The sequence below is a fragment of the Xylanibacillus composti genome (genome assembly GCF_018403685.1).
Lineage (GTDB): Bacteria > Bacillota > Bacilli > Paenibacillales > K13 > Xylanibacillus > Xylanibacillus composti.
The window spans coordinates 83,029-102,242 of the sequence record NZ_BOVK01000027.1 but is presented as its reverse complement, the minus strand read 5'-3'; the positions used below and the strand labels follow the sequence as shown (position 1 = coordinate 102,242).

The 19,214-nt window shown below is 55.7% G+C and carries 21 protein-coding genes and 1 pseudogene; 19 read left to right on the top strand and 3 right to left on the bottom strand.

Translation table 11 applies throughout. The annotated features are described in order from the left end of the window. The first annotated feature begins 194 nt into the window (after positions 1 to 194). The 5 genes from XYCOK13_RS11130 to XYCOK13_RS11110 all read left to right on the top strand — a co-directional run bounded on the left by XYCOK13_RS11130 (position 195) and on the right by XYCOK13_RS11110 (position 4,133). A complete protein-coding gene (locus XYCOK13_RS11130) occupies positions 195 to 563 on the top strand; it encodes a cupredoxin domain-containing protein (RefSeq protein ID WP_213412224.1) in 369 nt (122 codons plus the stop codon). A gap of 157 nt (positions 564 to 720) precedes the next feature. Further along, on the top strand, positions 721 to 1,869 hold the full coding sequence (gene steA, locus XYCOK13_RS11125) for a putative cytokinetic ring protein SteA (protein WP_213412223.1): 1,149 nt from the start codon (positions 721 to 723) through the stop codon (positions 1,867 to 1,869). Between the two features lie 59 nt (positions 1,870 to 1,928). Beyond that, complete coding sequence (locus tag XYCOK13_RS11120; protein WP_213412222.1) at positions 1,929 to 2,546, top strand: copper transporter; 618 nt, start codon at positions 1,929 to 1,931, stop codon at positions 2,544 to 2,546. Next, positions 2,509 to 3,198, top strand: coding sequence for a glycosyltransferase family 2 protein (locus tag XYCOK13_RS11115; protein WP_213412221.1), 690 nt, complete (start codon positions 2,509 to 2,511; stop codon positions 3,196 to 3,198). The genes XYCOK13_RS11120 and XYCOK13_RS11115 overlap by 38 nt, the downstream gene beginning before the upstream one ends. After that, the gene (locus XYCOK13_RS11110; protein WP_213412220.1) at positions 3,195 to 4,133 is read left to right on the top strand and encodes a hypothetical protein; all 939 of its coding nucleotides are present in this window, start codon (positions 3,195 to 3,197) and stop codon (positions 4,131 to 4,133) included. Before XYCOK13_RS11115 ends, XYCOK13_RS11110 begins: the two co-directional genes overlap by 4 nt. Before the next feature lie 144 nt (positions 4,134 to 4,277). Here the strand turns inward: XYCOK13_RS11110 and XYCOK13_RS11105 are convergent, their stop codons facing one another. Further along, entirely contained in the window at positions 4,278 to 4,550 is a 273-nt protein-coding gene (locus XYCOK13_RS11105; RefSeq protein ID WP_213412219.1) for a DUF2627 domain-containing protein, read from the bottom strand. Positions 4,551 to 4,717: 167 nt separating this feature from the next. Here XYCOK13_RS11105 and lpdA point away from each other — a divergent pair, with 167 nt between their 5' ends. The 5 genes from lpdA (at position 4,718) to XYCOK13_RS11080 (ending at position 10,303) form a co-directional block, all read left to right on the top strand. Further along, positions 4,718 to 6,160: a dihydrolipoyl dehydrogenase gene (lpdA, locus tag XYCOK13_RS11100; protein ID WP_213412218.1), complete on the top strand. Its 1,443-nt coding sequence runs from the start codon at positions 4,718 to 4,720 to the stop codon at positions 6,158 to 6,160. Between the two features lie 149 nt (positions 6,161 to 6,309). Beyond that, entirely contained in the window at positions 6,310 to 7,332 is a 1,023-nt protein-coding gene (locus XYCOK13_RS11095; RefSeq protein ID WP_213412217.1) for a thiamine pyrophosphate-dependent dehydrogenase E1 component subunit alpha, read from the top strand. Positions 7,333 to 7,387: 55 nt separating this feature from the next. Then, positions 7,388 to 8,332 (top strand): alpha-ketoacid dehydrogenase subunit beta, encoded by a 945-nt coding sequence (locus XYCOK13_RS11090; RefSeq protein WP_373314383.1) that lies wholly within the window; start codon positions 7,388 to 7,390, stop codon positions 8,330 to 8,332. A gap of 80 nt (positions 8,333 to 8,412) precedes the next feature. Beyond that, on the top strand, positions 8,413 to 9,753 hold the full coding sequence (locus XYCOK13_RS11085; protein ID WP_213412215.1) for a dihydrolipoamide acetyltransferase family protein: 1,341 nt from the start codon (positions 8,413 to 8,415) through the stop codon (positions 9,751 to 9,753). 181 nt (positions 9,754 to 9,934) lie between these two features. Next, positions 9,935 to 10,303: a hypothetical protein gene (locus XYCOK13_RS11080; RefSeq protein WP_213412214.1), complete on the top strand. Its 369-nt coding sequence runs from the start codon at positions 9,935 to 9,937 to the stop codon at positions 10,301 to 10,303. Between the two features lie 265 nt (positions 10,304 to 10,568). On the opposite strand, the gene prli42 is transcribed toward XYCOK13_RS11080, so the two are convergent. Next, positions 10,569 to 10,673, bottom strand: coding sequence for a stressosome-associated protein Prli42 (gene prli42 / locus XYCOK13_RS11075; RefSeq protein WP_213412213.1), 105 nt, complete (start codon positions 10,671 to 10,673; stop codon positions 10,569 to 10,571). 136 nt (positions 10,674 to 10,809) lie between these two features. Between prli42 and XYCOK13_RS11070 the strand changes: the two genes are divergently transcribed. Both XYCOK13_RS11070 and XYCOK13_RS11065 read left to right on the top strand, forming a co-directional pair. Next, the gene (locus XYCOK13_RS11070; protein ID WP_213412212.1) at positions 10,810 to 11,940 is read left to right on the top strand and encodes a M20/M25/M40 family metallo-hydrolase; all 1,131 of its coding nucleotides are present in this window, start codon (positions 10,810 to 10,812) and stop codon (positions 11,938 to 11,940) included. A gap of 183 nt (positions 11,941 to 12,123) precedes the next feature. Then, positions 12,124 to 13,308 (top strand): DUF3866 family protein, encoded by a 1,185-nt coding sequence (locus XYCOK13_RS11065; RefSeq protein ID WP_213412211.1) that lies wholly within the window; start codon positions 12,124 to 12,126, stop codon positions 13,306 to 13,308. Positions 13,309 to 13,370: 62 nt separating this feature from the next. Here XYCOK13_RS11065 and mciZ read toward each other — a convergent pair. Next, positions 13,371 to 13,430: pseudogene (gene mciZ / locus XYCOK13_RS22330) on the bottom strand (Z-ring formation inhibitor MciZ); the annotation flags it as partial. 111 nt (positions 13,431 to 13,541) lie between these two features. On the opposite strand from mciZ, the gene XYCOK13_RS11060 reads away from it, so the two are divergent. From XYCOK13_RS11060 to xerD, 7 genes are all read left to right on the top strand, one after another. Beyond that, positions 13,542 to 14,105, top strand: coding sequence for an NUDIX hydrolase (locus XYCOK13_RS11060; RefSeq protein ID WP_213412210.1), 564 nt, complete (start codon positions 13,542 to 13,544; stop codon positions 14,103 to 14,105). Continuing rightward, complete coding sequence (locus XYCOK13_RS11055) at positions 14,105 to 15,361, top strand: endonuclease Q family protein (protein ID WP_213412209.1); 1,257 nt, start codon at positions 14,105 to 14,107, stop codon at positions 15,359 to 15,361. Before XYCOK13_RS11060 ends, XYCOK13_RS11055 begins: the two co-directional genes overlap by 1 nt. A gap of 63 nt (positions 15,362 to 15,424) precedes the next feature. Then, the gene (gene spoIIM, locus XYCOK13_RS11050; RefSeq protein ID WP_308443021.1) at positions 15,425 to 16,069 is read left to right on the top strand and encodes a stage II sporulation protein M; all 645 of its coding nucleotides are present in this window, start codon (positions 15,425 to 15,427) and stop codon (positions 16,067 to 16,069) included. 149 nt (positions 16,070 to 16,218) lie between these two features. Next, the gene (gene fur / locus XYCOK13_RS11045) at positions 16,219 to 16,665 is read left to right on the top strand and encodes a ferric iron uptake transcriptional regulator (protein WP_213412207.1); all 447 of its coding nucleotides are present in this window, start codon (positions 16,219 to 16,221) and stop codon (positions 16,663 to 16,665) included. 120 nt (positions 16,666 to 16,785) lie between these two features. Further along, a complete protein-coding gene (ald, locus tag XYCOK13_RS11040; RefSeq protein ID WP_213412206.1) occupies positions 16,786 to 17,919 on the top strand; it encodes an alanine dehydrogenase in 1,134 nt (377 codons plus the stop codon). 60 nt (positions 17,920 to 17,979) lie between these two features. Beyond that, positions 17,980 to 18,219 (top strand): DUF4227 family protein, encoded by a 240-nt coding sequence (locus tag XYCOK13_RS11035; protein ID WP_213412205.1) that lies wholly within the window; start codon positions 17,980 to 17,982, stop codon positions 18,217 to 18,219. 88 nt (positions 18,220 to 18,307) lie between these two features. Further along, positions 18,308 to 19,210, top strand: a complete 903-nt coding sequence (gene xerD, locus XYCOK13_RS11030; protein WP_213412204.1) for a site-specific tyrosine recombinase XerD — start codon at positions 18,308 to 18,310, stop codon at positions 19,208 to 19,210. Positions 19,211 to 19,214: the final 4 nt, after the last annotated feature.

Here is a 19,214-nt window from a genome sequence, read left to right as displayed (position 1 = left end):
TTATCACGGAATAGTAACAGGAAGACTGTGAAGCAATTGAATGTTGTGAGGCGATCGGGTATAATGATGGAGGTTCATTTCGAGAAGAACAATTGTCACAGATTTTTCACGTTTGGACCGATGGAACACTTACCATTCCATGCAAGAATCCATTACAATAATAAAACCGGACTACTAGGAATTGGGGGATATTCATGCACAAGTGGATTATGTTTGCATTGTTTATTGCAGCCAGCGCAGCAGCAGTCGTGTTCTCGATTACGATGATCGAGCCGAAGGAAGGGGCAGAGGAGGAAGTTGGTGAGAATGAACTTCGCTTTGTGCTCTCGAATTTTGAGTTTGACCAACAGGAATATCACGTCAAGCTTGGCGAAACGATGAACGTTTCCATGCGGAACAAGGAAGGCATCCATGGCGTGGCGATTGAGGGATATGACATCGACATTCATGCCGGCGATTCCGTAGAAGTGACATTTGACAAGCCAGGCACCTTCGAACTCGTTTGCTCGGTTATGTGCGGACTGGGGCATGCCGAGATGGTAGCGACACTCGTTGTGGAATAAAAGGGAATCCGCTTTCCCAGAACAAAGGCTATTTTTCGGACTGACTCGAAAAATAGCCTTTTTTTTGATGCGTGCGGAATATGGAACCAGCTTTGATCCCATACTAGATGAAAATGCAGATTCACCTACTCTAGCTGGTGTCGGAGGTGGCCCTTCCATGCGTTGGCGGTACCGTTGGCAACTGGAAAAGCCTGTGTCTGGTGTGGTACGGGTGAATAAAAGCACGAAACGGCTCATTCCCCAGCTGCAGACGAAGGAGATCGCGGTCTTGTGCCACGAGGATCTGGACGAAATGGCTGCTGAAGGTTTAATCGCCGCCAAAGTCAGAGCGGTTGTGAATGCATCTTGTACGATGAGCGGCACCTTTATGGCGAAGGGGGCAGAGATGTTGTTGCGAGCCGGGATTCCCATTGTGGAGGTGCGGCAGCAGCATTTTTCCCTTTTTCGCTCAGGCATGCGGATCACGATTGAGCAGAACCGGATTGTCCGGGATGAGGGTGGAGACCCGATTCCATGCAGACCATTTGATTGGCAAACTTGGCAGGACAGCCGAAAACGGGCGCTCCAAAATGAGCAGCTCTGCTTGAAGCAATTTATTGAGAATACGTTGTCCTATGCCAGCAAGGAAAAACAGCAGATTTTGCAGCGACTTCCCTTGCCTGATCTGCAAACTTCGCTGCAGGGACGCCATGCGCTCGTGGTCGTGAGGGGCAGCGGGTTCCGTGAGGATTTGCAAGCGCTGCGCGAGTATATTGCCGATTTTCGACCTGTGTTAATTGGGGTGGACGGAGGAGCGGACGCCTTAATCACTTGCGGATATAGGCCAGATATGATCATTGGCGATATGGATAGTATCACGAACGAAGCGCTGCTGTGCGGCGCAGAGATAATTGTCCACGCTTATCCGAATGGCCATGCCCCCGGCATGCAGCGGGTCAAGCGGCTGGGCATATGGGCAAGGAGTGTGCCGGCTTCAGGTACAAGCGAGGATTTAGCGATGCGTCTTGCGTATGAGAAAGGGGCTGCTTTGATTGTTACGCTTGGCACGCATACACATATGATTGATTTTTTGGAAAAAGGCCGCAAGGGGATGGCCAGCACGCTTCTTGTTCGGATGAAGATTGGGGACAAGCTCGTCGATGCGAAAGGTGTCAGCAAGCTATACCGGAAACGGCCCAGGCTGCGTCATTTATGGCTGATTCCCACAGCCAGTCTGTTTCCCTTCACTATGTTGGCAGTCATCCATCCGCAATTCCGTGAACTGCTGTCTGCGGCGTGGCTGTTGATGAAGGGAACACTTGCCTAATACAGGACTATTATCGGAGGAAAGCATAAGCGGAGCCTGGAACGGAAGGAGGTGCGCGGATGGTCTCCCTAAGGTATCACATTAGTACGATCATTGCGGTTTTCGTTGCCCTCGGCCTAGGCTTGGTGATCGGCGGCACCATGGGACAAAGCCTTTTCCATGACGCGCAAGGACAGATGCTGCAGTCGTTGCATAACCGCTACAAGGACCTGACAGTACAGCATGAGCTCGTCCAAGGAGAGCTGCGCAGCTATCATGAGCTTACCCGACAATTGGCGCCTGAGATGAATGGCATGCACATCGTCTGGCAAGGGCGTCACGATCAGCAAGCCGAGCAGCTGATCCAACGGCTCCGTCAGTTAGGGGCTGTCGTGACCGTCGAGGAGGAGCCTGCCCGCTCTGATACAAAGTGGGAGGTGGAGCCGGATTTGCTGCTTGTGGCGGGATCGGCCCATTCCGAGCCGCTGGCTGTTGCGATGTCAGAGAACACAGGCGAAGCTGGAGCCGAGCCGTCTTATGAAAGTCATGATATTCCGGTGCTGGATATGCGAAAACACCGCTTCGACGGAAGCATTCACGAAAACACCGCCCGCCTGATCAAGCTTGTGCAAGAAACTATCTTGGAAAGGGAGTCGCCGCATGCAGCAAGTGTCAGTCATTATTCCGGCATGGAATGAAGGGGCCCGCATTTCGGTTACGCTGGAGGCGCTGCATCAAGCGAACCGCTTCCGGAAATGGTATCATGAACTGCTTGTCGTGGATGACGGCAGTACAGACGAAACCCCGAGAGCAGCCGGGAAATGGGCCGATACGGTTATTCGGCATACGACGAATCGAGGGAAGGGCGCTGCGCTTGAGAGCGGTTGGCGTCATTCCGCCGGCCATATCGTCGTATTCCTTGACGCAGACTTGGGAGAATCGGCGGCGTTTGCCCACTTGCTGCTCGAACCCATTCGCCAGGAGCAAGCGGATATGTGCATCGCCAAGCTTCCTGCCGCCGGCCGCAAAGGAGGCTTTGGCCTGGTGAAGGGGCTGGCCACGACCGGCATCACCCGACTGGGCGGATTTCGTCCTGAGGCGCCGCTGTCCGGGCAGCGTGCCGTAAGGCGCGAAGTGCTGGAGTCTGTCGGTTCGTTGGCGCGCGGTTTCGGCATTGAAGTGGGCTTGACGATTGATGCGCTGCGCAAGGGATATCGTGTGTGCGAAGCAAAAGTGCCTTTCCGCCACCGGGAGACGGGGCGCGACTGGAGCGGCTTCGTCCACAGGGGCAAACAATTTTATGCTGTCGGCGTGACGCTGATGCAGAAGTGGCGGGAACGTTCTTGTTGAGCGAGCTGCTGCTGCCGGAAGGATGGAACTGGCTCGCATGGCTGCTGCTATGGGGATGGACAGGAACGGTCGCAGCTCTAGCGGCATGGAGCGTCCCGCGATTTTTGGCTGCGCATCGGCTGACGGCGGCGAATTTCCGCAAGCAACTCATTCCGCTGGGCAGCGGCATGGCTGTCTGGGTTACTGTGGCAGCACATTGCGCATTCTTGTCGTTATTCGCTGCTTGGTGGCAGGGGACAGAGGTTTATGGCAGCTTGGCCATTGCAGGGACCGCAGTGTTTTTTGCCGGTTGGCTGGATGACACGGTAGGGGATGTGAAGGTCAAGGGACTGCGGGGACATTGGCAGGCTTTTCGCCACAACGCTCAAGTGACGACAGGGGCCTTGAAGGCTCTGTCTGCAGCGGCTGCGGCCGCTTGGATCGGCGCGCTGGTGGCGGGCCCCATTCCGCCGATCGGCGGATGGGCTGCAGTTGAAGAGGCAGGGGTTGTTCTCATCTGGCTTGTGCGCTGGCTGCTTGCCTTTCTGCTCATGTGCCTTTCGGCAAATACGCTTAATTTACTCGATCTCCGTCCGGGCCGCGCCTTGAAAGGCTTCTTCGTATTAGGCGTTGCGGCTCTTCTTGGGGGCGTTTGGCAAGGCAGAACCAGCGAAGCAATTGTGATGCTGATGCCAGGCTTGTTGGCGGCCCTATGCTTGTTTCGTCAGGACATCCAGGCGCGTTCGATGCTTGGAGACTCCGGCGTCAATCTGCTCGGCTTCCTGGCAGGATTTGCGCTTGCTTCCTGCGCGCCAATGCTCATGCAGCTCCTGATCGTCGCCTTGCTGACGTTCCTGCATGTGGCCGCGGAGCGGATCTCCCTGTCACACGTTATTGACCGTACGCTGCTTTTGCACTGGTTCGACAGGCTTGGCAGAGCCGATCGGCAGCCGTAGCCGCGGATCGGCTCAAACACACTTGCTTGCCAGCAGGTATGGCATTCCGGGCATTGACGCCGCAAGGCGTCTGCGTATTATCAGGTTGACCAGAGTTTACTGGTTGGCCTTTTTTGTTGTGAAGTCGGGAATAGCGGCCTTGCCTTATTTCCGCTTGGCCTTGAAGCGGGGAGCGACATAATTGCGCTTGCGGTCGCGGAAGAAGATCCACCCTCCGATAAATCCCACCCCTGCAGCGAACAGCAGCAAGCCGAGCATAAACTGCCCCCAGCCAAATCCGGCGGCACCTTGGTCCTCGCCGAAGCTGGCCGCGTAAGCAAATATGGCATTTTTCATCTCCAGAAAGCCGAATGTTGCCGCAAGACCGGGAATGACGAGCAGCAGTACAGCGATAAGTCGTGCGAAAACTTGGTTCACGTCCACTAACCCACTTTCTTTTGTACATGTTGTGATGAGTGCATTTTCCCTCCCTCTATATTTCCGTGTGCGAAAAAGGTTAGAATAGAGAGACGGTATTTGCTAGTATATATCATAATAACATAGCTTGTCTCTGACACATAGATCGGGAAACGGGAGGGTTACGAATGTCTACGAGGGAATATGATGTGATCGTGCTGGGCGGCGGAATCGGCGGCTATACGGCTGCGATCCGGGCCTCGCAATTAGGGAAGAAAGCGGCGGTGGTGGAGCGGGATAAACTAGGCGGCACCTGCTTGCATCGCGGCTGCATACCGAGCAAGGCGCTGCTGCGCAGCGCGGAGCTGTACGAGACGATGCGGGACAGTGTATCGTACGGCATAGTAGCCGAGCATGTACGGGTCGATTTCCAAGCTGTCCAGCAGCGGAAAAACAAGATTGTCGGCCAGTTGTACAGCGGGCTGCAGTTTCTTATGAAAAAGCACAAAATCGATGTATATACGGGCAACGGCCGGGTAATTGGTCCTTCCATCTTCTCGCCGCGCAGCGGATCGCTGGCAGTTGAGGCCGAGAATGAGGAGGAGAGCGTGACGTTGGTCGCGCCCTATACGATTCTGGCAACCGGATCAAGACCGAGCGCATTGCCGGGCCTTGAAGTGGACGGGAAACGCATCGTGACCAGCGATGAAGCCTTGGAGATGCAGGAGCTTCCGGCTTCTGCCGTTATCATTGGCGGCGGCGTCATCGGCTGCGAATGGGCGTCGATGCTGCAGGACTTCGGCGTAAAGGTGACGCTTGTCGAGGCGGCAGACCGGCTGCTTCCGGCGGAAGACCGCGATGTCAGCCGGGAACTCGAACGCTTGTTCAAGAAACGGGGCATCGATGTTTATACACAGTCCAAGCTGGATATAAAGAGTGTTGAAAATACTGGAAGCGCCGTAGAGTTGACAGTGGAACGCAAGAATGAGCCCGTTCGGCTGCAGGCGGATATGATGCTCGTTGCAGTTGGCCGCAAGGCAAATGTAGATGGCCTCGGTCTGGAAAATACCGATGTGCGAGTAGAAAATGGCTTGATCCGGGTGAATGAGCATTATCAAACGACGGAGTCGCATATCTATGCGGTAGGGGACTGCATCGGCGGTTATCAGCTGGCCCATGCGGCGGCCCATGAGGCAGTGGCGGCAGTCGAGCATCTGGCTGGCGTGAAGAAGCCTGCTGCGGTCCTTGGGCCGGCGGCATCTGCGCTTGTTCCCCGCTGTGTCTATTCGCGCCCGGAGACCGCTTCGGTAGGGTGGACGGAGGAAGAGGCGGTGCGGCACGGCCATGCGGTGAAGGTGGGGAAAATCTCGTTCAAGGCTTTGGGCAAAGCGCTCGTTCACGGCCAGAATGACGGGTTTGTGAAAGTGGTCGCGGACAAAGACACCAACGACTTGCTGGGCGTTCACATGATCGGTCCGCACGTGACGGACCTGATCGCCGAGGCGGGAATCGCGCAGCTGCTGGACGCTACCCCTTGGGAGATCGGTCAATTCGCGCATCCGCATCCGTCGTTGTCCGAAGCATTGGCGGAGGCCATGCTGGCTGTGGATGGACAGGCTCTCGGATCATAAAGGAAGTACACCTGGTATCCAGTAGCCAATAGGGCGTGCAACATATGACAACTATCACTTGGATTCCGGAACAGGAACGCGTTATAATACTTATATCTAACTACTAGTACCAGGTAATAATTATAGAATCCCGGAACAGGAGGGCTTCGATGAAACAAGAAATATCGGCTGTTAGTACGACGCGGCACGAGCAGCTTGGCTTGACGGATGCGCAAGTCCTGGAGATCTACCGCACGATGCTGCTTGCACGCAAGTTCGACGAGCGCAGCTTGCTGCTTCAGCGCGCAGGGAAAATCAACTTCCACGTATCCGGTATCGGCCAAGAGGCGGCTCAGGTTGGAGCGGCTTTCGCATTTCGCAAGCAGCACGACTATTTTCTGCCTTATTATCGCGATTATGCCTTTGTTCTGGCTGTAGGCATGACAGCTCGCGAGTTAATGCTGTCGATCTTCGCCAAGGCAGAGGACCCGAACAGTGCGGGCAGACAGATGCCCGGACACTTCGGCAGCAAGCGCCTGAATATCGTAACCGGGTCAAGCCCGGTCACGACGCAGGTTCCGCATGCAGCAGGAATTGCCTTGGCGGCGAAGATGAAGAAGCAGGACATTGTCACCTACGTTTCGTTCGGCGACGGCTCCAGCAATCAGGGGGATTTTCATGAAGGCTGCAATTTTGCGGGCGTTCATAAGCTGCCTGTTGTTTTTGTTTGTGAAAACAATCAGTATGCGATTTCCGTCCCCTACGCGAAGCAGGTGGCGTGCGAAAGCATTGCCGACCGTGCGATTGGGTACGGGTTTCCGGGCGTGCGCGTGGACGGGAATGATCCGCTCGAAGTGTACCGCGTGACGAAGGAAGCGCATGAACGGGCACAGCGCGGAGAAGGTCCGACCTTGATTGAAACAGTTGTATACCGCATTTCGCCGCACTCTACATCGGATAATGATTTGGTCTACCGGACGAAGGAAGAAGTCGATTACCACAAGGGACGCGATCCGATTCCGCGGTTCCGCGAATATCTGCATGCCTGCGGGGTGTTGAACGATTCGCTCGAGGCGGAAGTGGAGGAGGAAGTGACGGCTGTCATCAAGGAGGCGACCGAGTATGCGGACCGGGCGCCGTTCCCGCAGCCGGAGGATACCTTGAAATACGTCTATGGCGACGAATCGGTATAGAAGGGGAAATGAAACGGTGACAACGATCAGTTATATCGATGCAATCAACGCCGCCATGCGGGAGGAAATGCAGCGCGACGCCAGCGTCTTTGTGCTGGGCGAGGATGTAGGCGTGAAGGGCGGTGTGTTCGGCACGACCAAAGGCTTGATGGAGCAGTTCGGCGAGGAACGCGCCCTGGATACGCCGCTGGCCGAATCGGCCATCGCGGGCGTCGCGATTGGCGCGGCAATGGTTGGCATGAGGCCGATTGCCGAAATGCAGTATTCGGACTTCATGCTGCCGGCAACGAACCAAATCATCAGCGAGGCGGCCAAGATCCGCTACCGCTCGAACAACGATTGGAACTGCCCGATCGTCATTCGCGCGCCTTTCGGCGGCGGCATTTTCGGCGGTCTGTATCATTCGCAGTGTCCGGAATCCATCTTCTTCGGCACGCCGGGCCTGAAAATTGTGGCGCCTTCCACGCCTTATGACGCGAAGGGGCTGCTGCTTGCGGCGATCCGGGACGAAGACCCTGTGCTGTATTTTGAACATAAAAAGTGCTATCGCAGCGTGACCGGCGAAGTGCCGGATGGTGATTATATGGTGCCGATTGGCAAAGCGGATGTGAAGCGGGAAGGGGATGACATCACAGTCATCACTTACGGTCTTACCGTTCATTTTGCCATGCAGGCAGCGGAGGAGCTGCAGAAGGAAGGGATTGAGGCGCACATCCTTGATCTGCGCACCTTGCAGCCGTTAGACAAGGAAGCGATTCTCGAAGCGGTTCGCCGCACGGGGAAGGTGCTGATCGTTCATGAGGACAACAAGACGGGCGGCGTTGGAGCTGAGGTAGCCGCCATTATCGCGGAGGAGCTGATGTTCGAGCTGGATGCTCCGATTGCCAGACTGTGCGGCTACGATGTGCCGGCCATGCCGATCAGCCCGCCGCTAGAGAAATTTTACATGCTGAACAAGGATAAAGTGCTGGAAGCGATGCGCAAGCTGGCGTTATTCTGAGAAATCGTGCGCAAGCTGGATATAGTATGAAATCTCGATGTTTTTTGGGGGCTGCCCCCGGTTGAAAGGAGAGTGAGCAGGTGGCGCAGAGCAAATCAATTGAAATCACCCTGCCTCAGCTTGCGGAAAGTGTAGTCGATGCAACGATTACGAAATGGTTGAAGCAGCCGGGCGATCCGGTGGAAGAATATGAGGCCTTATGTGAAATTGTGACGGATAAAGTGACTGCGGAGCTGCCAAGTACTGCAAGCGGAGTGCTGGATCAGATCTTGGTGGGAGAAGGCGAGAATGTCGCTGTCGGCACAGTAGTCTGCACGCTTCGCGGCGAAGGCGCAGCGCAGGAGCCTGCGGGAACAGGATCGGCGGCGGAGGCTGACAGCAGCGTCGCGGCAGTGTCCGCAGGAGATCAGAGCATGCGCAGCCGCATCTCGCCGGCAGTCCGCACGCTGGCGGATGAACATGGCATTGACTTGAACCTGGTGGCTGGAAGCGGACTGGGCGGACGCATTACCCGCAAGGATGTGCTGGCGTATCTCAACAATCCTCAGGCACATACTGCACAAGCTTCCGCTCCTGCTGCGCAACAGCCTGCACGCACGGCAGCAGCCAGCCAGGCCAGCGAAGAAGCAGATGCGGCGCGGGTGCCGGTGCGCTCCACCGGCCTGCATCTGACCGGGCAGAGCACCGCACAGCCGCAATCCGACCGGGCAGCTGCAGCAGAGCGGGGCGAAGAGCTGATTGACGTATCGCCGATTCGCGCGACGATTGCCTCCCGCATGCGCCAGAGCGTGTCCGAAATTCCGCACGCCTGGACGATGATCGAGGTGGACGTGACGAATCTGGTCACGCTGCGGAACAAGCTGAAGGACGAGTTCATGCGCAAGGAAGGCGTGAATCTTACATATTTGGCCTTCCTGATTAAAGCAGTCGTCAACGCAATCAAGGATTACCCGATCATGAACTCGGTCTGGGCTGTGGACAAAATCATCGTGAAGAAGGATATTAACATCTCCTTGGCTGTCGGAACCGAGGATGCGGTCTTCATGCCGGTCATCAAGAAGGCGGATCAAATGAATGTCGCCGGACTGGCCAAAGAGATCGACCAGTTGACCAAGCGCGCCAGAGCAGGCACGCTCCGGCCGGATGATGTGCAGGGCGGCACGTTCACGGTGAACAACACCGGCGCCTTCGGCTCCATCCTGTCGCAGCCAATCATCAATTACCCGCAGGCGTGCAACTTTACGTTCGAATCGATCGTGAAGAAGCCGGTCGTCATCGACGACATGATCGCGGTCCGCTCGATGGTCAACCTGTGCCTGTCGCTGGATCACCGCATTCTGGACGGCGTCATCTGCGGCCGCTTCCTGCAGCGCGTCAAGGAAAACCTGGAAGCGTTCGACATCAACACGAAGCTTTATTAAACACGACTTGCGGGCTTGGGTCTGCCATTTGGAATCATGAGCCGTCCATCAATTTGGTGGACGGCTTCTATCGCTGATCACGAATTCGTGATTTTATGCAATATCCGGAAAATCAGCAACGAAGTCTGATAATGAATTGGTTGTTGGAGAATTGGAAATCGCAGTGAGGGGGAGAAAGTCCATGTGGTTCATCTTCAGTAGTGTGTTGCTCACGAGTATGCTAGTACTATTCGGAAAGCGCGTTTGCAAGACTACGCATGCGTACACAGCGGGTGTGTTTTTTCTGTTCTGTGTCACTGCGGTAGCGAGTGTATGCTTGTCGCAAACCTACATACTGAGCGTGACGCCCGGCTACCATGACGGAATCGGGATTTCGAACAGAGTGGCTCAGTGGATCATCGGGGAGACACATTGGTCATCCGCATTATTCTGGCAGTATTTCACACTATCCGTTTATGTGGCGCTGGGGCTGCTGTTAGTGTCGGTTGTGCTGTTTCTTTGGGAATCGCGACTTGCATGGAAGCAGAGGGAAAACAGAAGCGAGTCGTAACGGAAGTCAGAGACGTTATGGCGCCCATTTCGCGACGAAAAATAATGTAACGGAAATGAGCGCTCTTATTAGCCCTTTATGTAGCGGATTTGACACCCGATTGCCGAAATAAGGTTCGTGTGTTCCGTTAAAATGCGCAGTTGGCGAAAATCGATCAACTAGTGGCGCTGAGTTCCGTTAGCGCGCACAGCAATTGAAAAACTGTCAGGACAGCCCTGAATTGCAGGTGGGAACGGGGTTGTCCGACAGTTTTCTTTAGCTAGATTCATGCAACGGCCAGAACCTGAGCGAGCATGAGCAGGACGGAGAATAGCATCGAACCGATCATGACGTAAATGACAATGCGAAACCAGAGCTTATTTCTACCCATGATAATTGTGGACACTCCTTTTGATGTACATGTTGCTGCAATGGCTGAGAAAGCGCTGCATCGATTTTGAATTTTCCTAGTAAATATGAAATACTATTGTCATTGTAACGAAAACGGTGCGCGGAGGGAAGCGTTTATGGTGAATCGGCAGCGATTGGTAGAAGAGTTTCTGGAATTGGTGCAAGTGGATAGCGAGACGAAGCATGAGCAAGCGATCAGCGAGCTATTGCAGCGCAAATTCCGGGAAGCGGGCTTGGACGTCTTCGTGGATGATACGGCGGCAGTTACCGGACACGGATCGGGCAATTTGTTCGCGATGCTGGCGGCGACGGATGGATGCGAGGACAAGGATACGATTTATTTTACATGCCATATGGACACAGTCGTGCCGGGAGCAGGGATCAAGCCGCAGATAGATGAAGACGGCTACATACGCAGTGACGGAACGACGATTCTCGGCAGCGATGACAAGGCCGGGATTGCCGCAATGCTCGAAGCCATTCGTGTACTGCAGGAACAAGCGATTGCCCACGGGCCGGTTCAGTTCGTCATCACGGTCGGCGAAGAAAGCGGACTGGTCGGGGCCAGAGCCATAGACGCCGGAAATCTCAAGGCGAAATACGGGTATGCGCTGGATTCCAACGGCAAGGTTGGAGAAGTGGCCGTTGCGGCTCCCGGTCAAGCCAAAATTACGATTGAATTTTACGGTCGCTCTGCGCATGCGGGGGTCAATCCCGAGGACGGCATCAGCGCGATTCAGGTGGCGAGCAAGGCAATCGCAAGGATGCAACTCGGCCGCATCGATCAGGAGACGACGGCGAACGTCGGCAGCTTCGAAGGAGGACAGGAGACGAACATCGTCTGCGATTACGCGAAGCTGAGGGCGGAGGCTCGCTCGATTCGAAAGGAAAAGCTGGATCGGCAGGTAGAGGCTATGCGCCAAGCTGTTATGGAAACAGCACAAGAATTCGGAGCGCGCGCTGAATTTCAGGATGAGCGTATCTATCCGAGCTTTAACTGCAGCGACGATGAGCCGGTAGTGCAGACGGCAAGACGGGCCATAAAAGCGATTGGACGCACGTGCCGGACTTTGCATTCCGGCGGCGGCAGCGATGCGAACATTTTCAACGGCCTTGGCGTGCCGACGGTAAATCTGGCGATCGGTTATGAGCATATTCATACGAAGCAGGAACAGATGCCGGTGGAGGAATTGGTCAAGACGGCAGAACTGGTCGTGGCGATTGCGAAGGAAGCCGCGAGCGACTAGAGGCTGGTTCAGGCGAAATAGGGATATTCAAGACTGGGCATGTTGGCTCCCTTGCCGGGGATGAAGCATGCCCTTATTTCTTAACACATATGAATAGAGACATGGGTATTTCCAGCCCGTGCAGTTGGGATAATGAAGAAGGAATGATCAGTATGAGCACCGTTAGAAAAAGGGGGTCATGCTTTGCTTATATGGGAGTGGGCGACAGCGACCGGCATACCTCAACCAGCAGGAGGACTAATCGAGGTCAGCGTCGCGTTGGACAGCGGAGCAGCGGGCAAAGCATACGGTGACCCGGCGTTCATCGGACAGGTACATCCGGGAGATCGACTGCTGCTGAACACGACAGCCGTTCATTTGGACTTGGGTACAGGCGGCTATCATTTTATACATATGAATGCAGGAAACGGACGAGCGAAATGCGAGCATGCAGGGGGAGCCAGGAGCAGCGAGCCGATCGCGGGCAGCGGACAGGGGCGGCACGGCGGGAACAGGCTGGACGAGAAGCGGGGGCATATCATGAAGCTGCGGTATACCCCGTTGCAGCACGCGGTGCTGGCGGCTGAAGAAGCGGCAAGCCCTTTTCACGAGGTGTTCAGTGAAAAGAAGAGTTTGGCCGGCATGCCCGTGCTGATCGGCGAGCTCCACAGCATGCTGCCTATTGCTGCGGCGTGGCTTGTGCAGAGGTCTGCTTTGACTGTCAGTTATATCATGACGGATGGCAGCGCGCTGCCGCTTGCGCTAAGCCGTCACGCCGCAGAATTGAAGCGTCTGGGCTGGATACGGCAGACGATTACGAGCGGACAAGCGTATGGCGGCGATATCGAAACCGTCAACAAATTCACCTCTTTGCTGGCTGCCAGGTGGGTGGCCGGGACAGATACGGCGATCATCGCGATGGGTCCCGGCATGGTCGGCACGGAAACAAGGCTGGGTCACTCCGGCATGGAGGTCGGCGAATGGGTGAATGCCGTGCGCGCCTTGCAGGGGGTACCGATTGTCATCCCTCGACTGTCGGCCGGGGACGCCCGGGAGCGGCATCGGGGAATCAGCCATCATACGTTGGCTGCGCTGCAGGTGGCCGCGAGGGAGAAGGCAATTGTCCCGCTTCCGATAACGGGCCAGACCGAATGGGATGCCCGGATGGCGGCCCAAGCCCAGTCTATCGCCAAGCTGCATGAACTGCGCTGGATTCAAGCCCCCTCCATGCAGGAGATAGCCGCTGTGTTGACGGATTATCCTTTGCCTGTCACGACGATGGGCCGGTCGGCGGCAGAAGATCCCCTGTTCTTCCAAGCAGTTTGCTGTGCAGCGGAAACTGTGCGCTTATGGCTGGAGCGTGCGGACTCCCCCAGCTCCAGCGATTGAAGATAAGCGCGAAGCGTAAGGCCAGCTGTCCGGCGGTCTGTGCATAATGACCGCCAATGGTGCCGGATTTCCCACGCTTTCCCGGACATATGAAGCTGATTATCCGTGCTGTCGATACGCATAGGGACCATCCCTTCTTCCTATCAGGTTTGCTATACTATCCATATGTCAGGAATGAGCAAGAATAGAACTGCTTGTCCGAAATAGGCAAGCAGATTAAGGGAGTGGTGAAGATGAACGATAACAGCAGGAAGCTTGAAGAGATCACAACGAGAATTGAGCCCGTATTCGAAGGGAAAATCATTTCGCTGCAGATCGAGCATGTGGAGCTGCCGAACGGCCAGACCTCGACGCGGGAAGTGGTCAAGCATCCGGGGGCGGTTGCTGTTCTGGCATTGCGCCATGGCAAGATGCTGGCCGTCGAGCAGTACCGGAAAGCGATGAGCCGGACGCTGGTGGAGATTCCGGCAGGCAAGCTGGACCCGGGCGAAGAGCCGATTGACGCTGCAGCGCGGGAATTGGAGGAGGAGACGGGCTTCCGCACCGATACCTTGACTTATTTGCACGCTTTTTATACATCGCCCGGCTTCGCCGATGAAATCATTCATCTGTATGCGACGGATCGGCTGGTCGAGGGCGAGGTGAAGCCCGATGAGGACGAGTTTCTCGAGCTGCTGGAGCTTACGCTGGAGGAGGCCAAGCAGATGATCGCTCTTGGCCGCATCCGGGACGCGAAGACCATCATGGCCGTATACGCCTGGGAACGTTACGAGCGGGAAGGGAGCTTTGCCTTGTGATGGCAGAGGCAGGACAGGGAGAGCTGCGCCGCATCTTTGCCGATTTTCATATCCATATCGGGCGGACAGCCGCAGGCAAGCCGGTGAAGATATCGGGCAGCCGGGACCTGACCTTTGCCAATATTGCCTACGAGGCATCCGAGCGCAAGGGGATCGGGCTGATCGGCATTATTGACTGCCATTCGCCAGCTGTGCTGGAGGAGATCGACGCACTCGTGTCGGCCGGGGAGATGGAAGAAGTGCCGGGAGGCGGATTGCGCTACCGGGATACGGTCGTGCTGCTCGGGAGTGAGATTGAGGTGAAGGATCCTGGCTTCGGCCCGGCGCATCTGCTCGCGTATGTGCCGGATTTGTCGGCGATGCGAACTTTCAGCAGCTGGATGGCGGGCCATATGAAAAATGTGGAGCTGAGCTCGCAGCGCATTTATGCGACGGCCCAAACCTTGCAGGATACGGTCGCCCAGCTAGGAGGCATCGTGATTCCGGCGCATATTTTTACGCCTCATCGAAGTGTGTACGGCAGCGCAGCCAGCCGCATGGCGGATTTCCTTAATCTTGACCAGATCGCGGCCGTTGAGCTGGGCCTGAGTGCAGACACGGCGATGGCGGGCATGCTGTCCGAGCTTGACCGCTTCCCCTTCCTGAGCAATTCCGATGCCCATTCCCTGGCGAAGATCGGCAGGGAGTACAATGCTCTCCGCCTGGCTGAGCCCTCCTTCGCGGAATGGGTAATGGCGCTGCGCGGCGAGGCAGGCCGCTGCATCTTGGCGAACTACGGCTTAAGCCCCAGGCTGGGGAAGTATCATCGCAGCTACTGCTCGCAATGCTCGGTTGTGTTGGATCGGGACGATATGGTAACGGACCGTTGTCCCGCATGCGGAGGCCGAATCGTACGCGGGGTCATGGACCGCATCCGCTCGATCGCCGACCGGAATACGGAGGAGGCGCATATGCTTCATCACCGGAATGACCCGCTGCAGGCTGATGAGCGCCCGCCCTATATTCACCAAGTGCCGCTCGAATTTATTCCCGGTCTCGGTCGGCGAACGCTGGACAAGCTGTTGGACCACTTCGGCACGGAGATGAACATCCTCCATGAGGTGCCGCAGGAACGGCTCGCGGAAGTGGCAGGCGCTGACATTGCCTCAAGCATTGCGGAGGCGCGGGGCGGCATACTGGCCGTAGAGGTAGGAGGAGGCGGACATTACGGCCGGGTGAAGAAAGCGCGCACGCGACCGGGAACGGACAAGTCATAGAACGGCATTCCCTCTCATAGGCTGATAGTACAAGCCGGAATGGACTCGAGGGAGGAAACGATTGTGGAAATCCAATACAGTCTACGTCAAAGCATTCGGGATCATATGCCGCTATACGTATTTGTGTCCGTTCTGTTCATCATGGGCATCGTATTTGGTGCCCTGCTGGTCAATGCGCTGTCCCTGGAGCAGAAGCAGGAGGTTACTCGCTATTTGGGAAGCTTCTTTCATTCCATTGAGCAGGGGGTGGTCGGGGATGCCGGCTATTCTTTCAAGACCGCGTTGCTCGGCCATTTGAAATGGATATTGCTCATTTGGCTGCTGGGATTGTCGGTAGTGGGCTTGCCGCTGATTATGGTGCTCGATTTTTTGAAAGGCGTATTGATCGGATTCACGGTCGGGTATCTCGTTGCCCAGCTCTCGTGGAAAGGGCTGTTGTTCGCGCTGGTATCGGTGGCGCCGCAGAACCTGATTATGATCCCGTCTGTGATCATAGCCAGTGTGGCAGGCATCACCTTCTCCTTGTTTCTGATCAAGAACCGCTTCCTTCAGCGTTCTGCAGGCAGTGTCAAGCAGCAATTGGCGTCGTATGCCGTAACGGCCCTTGCCTTGCTGGCCTGCGTGTTTGCCGTTTCCCTGTTCGAAGTGTTTATTTCGCCGCATCTGATGGCCTGGGTAACCCCGCATCTGATCGCGGTCAGCTCGTGACGGGACGTTTTCCTTTTGCTGCATCTGTTTCCTCAAAACTGTTATTTATAATCATTCTAAAATGTTTGACTTTCTCTTCAGAATCCCCCTATAATGAAATAAACCAATAGTGCGAATAAGGCGTCCTGCATGACTTGAGGGGGAAAACGATGGAAGCGCGAATAGAGAAGATAAAGCAGCAGCTGCAGTCCCAGGGATATAAATTGACGCCCCAGCGCGAAGCCACGGTACGGGTACTGCTTGAGAATGAAGAGGATCATCTCAGCGCTGAGGATGTCTATATGCTGGTGAAGGAAAAGGCCCCTGAAATTGGTCTGGCAACCGTCTATCGAACTTTGGAGCTGCTCAGTGATTTGCATGTCGTGGAGAAGATGAATTTCGGCGACGGCGTTGCGCGCTATGATTTGCGCAATGACAACAATACCCATCATCATCATCATTTGATCTGCGTGCAGTGCGGGGCAGTGGATGAGATTATGGAGGATTGGCTTACACCGCTGGAAGAGCGTCTGGAGAAGGAGTTTCACTTCAAGGTCATTGATCACCGACTTGATTTTCAAGGAATCTGCCATCGTTGCAACAAGAAGGACAAGTAATGCTTGGACATATACACGCCCGTCACCTCGGCCATGCGGCTTGAGGTGCTTTTTGTTTGAACATGGAGATAGTAGGGTATATTAGGCTCGATCTCAATTCATGAACGGAGGCGTATAAGCATGAACAAGCAATCTGCCATCGTAGGAGTTCCCAAGGAAATCAAGAACAACGAAAATCGGGTGGCCCTTACACCCGCTGGCGCAGGCATGCTGCGGGATGCCGGGCATCGCGTTATCGTCGAGCAGGGGGCAGGAATCGGCAGCGGCTTCACAGACGAAGATTACAGGCAAGCCGGGGCAGAGCTCGCTCCGACTGCGGCCGACGTCTGGGGAAATGCCGAGTTGATTGTCAAGGTGAAAGAGCCGCTGCCCGAGGAGTTCGGTTACTTTCGCAAAGAGCAGCAGCTGTTTACATACTTGCATCTGGCAGCAGAAGAACAGCTTTCGCATGCCTTGGCGGACAGCGGCGTAACGGCTATCGCCTACGAAACGATCCAATTGCCGAATGGAGCGCTGCCGTTGCTCACGCCCATGAGCGAGGTGGCAGGCCGCATGAGTGTTCAGGTAGGCGCCCAGTTCCTGGAAACCTTCTATGGCGGTCGCGGCATTCTGCTGGGCGGCGTGCCCGGTGTCCCTCCGGCCGAGGTGATTATTCTCGGCGGCGGCATTGTAGGCATGAACGCGGCCAAGATGGCGCTGGGGCTTGGCGCAGATGTCGTGATCATCGAGCTGAACGGCGAGCGAATGCGTTACATCGATGATGTATTCGGGGGACGGGTACGGACTTTGATGTCCAATCCGTACAATATTGCATCTGCGGTGCAGAAGGCGGATTTGCTGATTGGGGCGGTACTCATTCCAGGCGCCAGGGCGCCGAAGCTCGTCACAGAGGAAATGGTAAAGACGATGAAGCAGGGAGCGGTTATTGTCGATGTCGCGGTCGATCAGGGAGGAACAATCGAAACGGTGGACCGGGTGGCCACACATAGCGACCCCACTTACGTGAAGCACGGCGTACTTCATTACGCAGTGGCGAATATGCCGGGAGCGGTTCCCCGAACGTCTACGCTTGCTCTTACGAATGCGACGTTCCCATACTTGCTGGAGCTGGCGAACAAAGGCTTCGACCGGGCTGTGCGCAACAACCAGCCGCTTCGATTCGGCGTCAATGCGTACAGCGGCGAAATCACCCATCAGGCTGTTGCTGCCGCTGTCAATCGCCCATTCCGACCGCTGGAGGATCTGCTGGGATAGCCGGGCATAATTTCAAAGGGCCTTCATATGCTAAAGGTAAAAAAGCGAGGAGACAGGCATATGATCGTTCACTTGCGCAAATGGCTGGAACGGTTGAAGTTTCTGCTGCTGTTCCTGCTGCTGACTTATTTATTCTCGCATGTATTCCAGGCGCTGTCGGCGTGGATGGAGCCGAATGATCCGTATCGCAAGCCCAATGGCCATGCCGTGAAGGCGTTTCAGGAGCAGGAAGCGCAGCACGCAGTAGAAGATATGACGGTTATGGAGCGTTTGCGGTTGTTTTATTGGTATGGAGAATAGAGAAAGACGAAAGTCTCGGCAGGAAATGGCGGGCCGCTCGTGGAAAGAAACAGGTACCGGAATAAAGGGGAGAGGAAGAAGGTTACCGATGAAAGCGCAGCTGCAGTCGTTCATGCATTTTCTGGCAGTCGAAAGAGGATTGACCCGCAATACACTGGAAGCGTATGAACGAGATTTGACCCAGTATTTGGATTTCCTTCTTCAACAGGGGATCGCTCGGCCGCAAGATGTCGGCAAGCCGGCGGTCTTGCAATACTTGTCCATGCTTCGGAAGCAGGGGAAGGCGAACGCTTCCATCTCGCGTGCGATCGTCTCGATTCGCGCCTTTCATCAGTTTCTGCACCGGGAGCGCATCACCGAAGCCGATCCGACTTTTCACTTGGAAAGTCCCAAGCAGGAGAGGCGCCTGCCGAAGGCGATGAGCGTGGAAGATGCAGAACGTCTGCTCGCCGCGCCGTCCGCCAAGGATCCGGCAGGGTTGCGGGACAAGGCCATGCTGGAGGTGCTGTACGCAACCGGCATGCGGGTATCCGAACTGATCTCGCTCGATACGGGTGATTTGAATACAGGGATGGGCTTTGTCCGCTGCTTCGGCAAGGGCGCCAAGGAGCGCATTGTGCCTTTGGGCAGGCATGCTATCGAAACGGTCAATCTGTATGTGGAGCATGCCCGGCATAAGCTGATGAAGCAGGGACGAGCCGAGCAGGCCTTGTTCCTGAATCATCTCGGCACACGTCTGACCCGCCAGGGCTTCTGGAAAATCATTAAGAAGCATGCGTCGGCAGCAGGCATTACCGCTTCCGTGACCCCGCACACGCTGCGTCACTCGTTCGCAACGCACCTGCTGGAGAATGGAGCGGATTTGCGCGCCGTGCAGGAAATGCTCGGCCATGCGGACATCTCCACGACGCAGATCTATACGCATGTAACGAAGCTGAGGATGAAGGAGATATACGACCGCACCCATCCTCGGGCCAAAATGGAATCATAGAGGG

Coding starts and splice junctions, on each gene's coding strand:
- XYCOK13_RS11130 (WP_213412224.1), top strand. CDS start 195: ATGCACAAGTGGATTATGTTTGCATTGTTTATTGCAGCCAGCGCAGCA.
- steA (WP_213412223.1), top strand. CDS start 721: ATGCGTTGGCGGTACCGTTGGCAACTGGAAAAGCCTGTGTCTGGTGTG.
- XYCOK13_RS11120 (WP_213412222.1), top strand. CDS start 1,929: ATGGTCTCCCTAAGGTATCACATTAGTACGATCATTGCGGTTTTCGTT.
- XYCOK13_RS11115 (WP_213412221.1), top strand. CDS start 2,509: ATGCAGCAAGTGTCAGTCATTATTCCGGCATGGAATGAAGGGGCCCGC.
- lpdA (WP_213412218.1), top strand. CDS start 4,718: ATGTCTACGAGGGAATATGATGTGATCGTGCTGGGCGGCGGAATCGGC.
- XYCOK13_RS11095 (WP_213412217.1), top strand. CDS start 6,310: ATGAAACAAGAAATATCGGCTGTTAGTACGACGCGGCACGAGCAGCTT.
- XYCOK13_RS11090 (WP_373314383.1), top strand. CDS start 7,388: ATGCGGGAGGAAATGCAGCGCGACGCCAGCGTCTTTGTGCTGGGCGAG.
- XYCOK13_RS11080 (WP_213412214.1), top strand. CDS start 9,935: ATGTGGTTCATCTTCAGTAGTGTGTTGCTCACGAGTATGCTAGTACTA.
- prli42 (WP_213412213.1), bottom strand. CDS start 10,673: ATGGGTAGAAATAAGCTCTGGTTTCGCATTGTCATTTACGTCATGATC.
- XYCOK13_RS11070 (WP_213412212.1), top strand. CDS start 10,810: ATGGTGAATCGGCAGCGATTGGTAGAAGAGTTTCTGGAATTGGTGCAA.
- XYCOK13_RS11060 (WP_213412210.1), top strand. CDS start 13,542: ATGAACGATAACAGCAGGAAGCTTGAAGAGATCACAACGAGAATTGAG.
- XYCOK13_RS11055 (WP_213412209.1), top strand. CDS start 14,105: ATGGCAGAGGCAGGACAGGGAGAGCTGCGCCGCATCTTTGCCGATTTT.
- fur (WP_213412207.1), top strand. CDS start 16,219: ATGGAAGCGCGAATAGAGAAGATAAAGCAGCAGCTGCAGTCCCAGGGA.
- ald (WP_213412206.1), top strand. CDS start 16,786: ATGAACAAGCAATCTGCCATCGTAGGAGTTCCCAAGGAAATCAAGAAC.
- XYCOK13_RS11035 (WP_213412205.1), top strand. CDS start 17,980: ATGATCGTTCACTTGCGCAAATGGCTGGAACGGTTGAAGTTTCTGCTG.
- xerD (WP_213412204.1), top strand. CDS start 18,308: ATGAAAGCGCAGCTGCAGTCGTTCATGCATTTTCTGGCAGTCGAAAGA.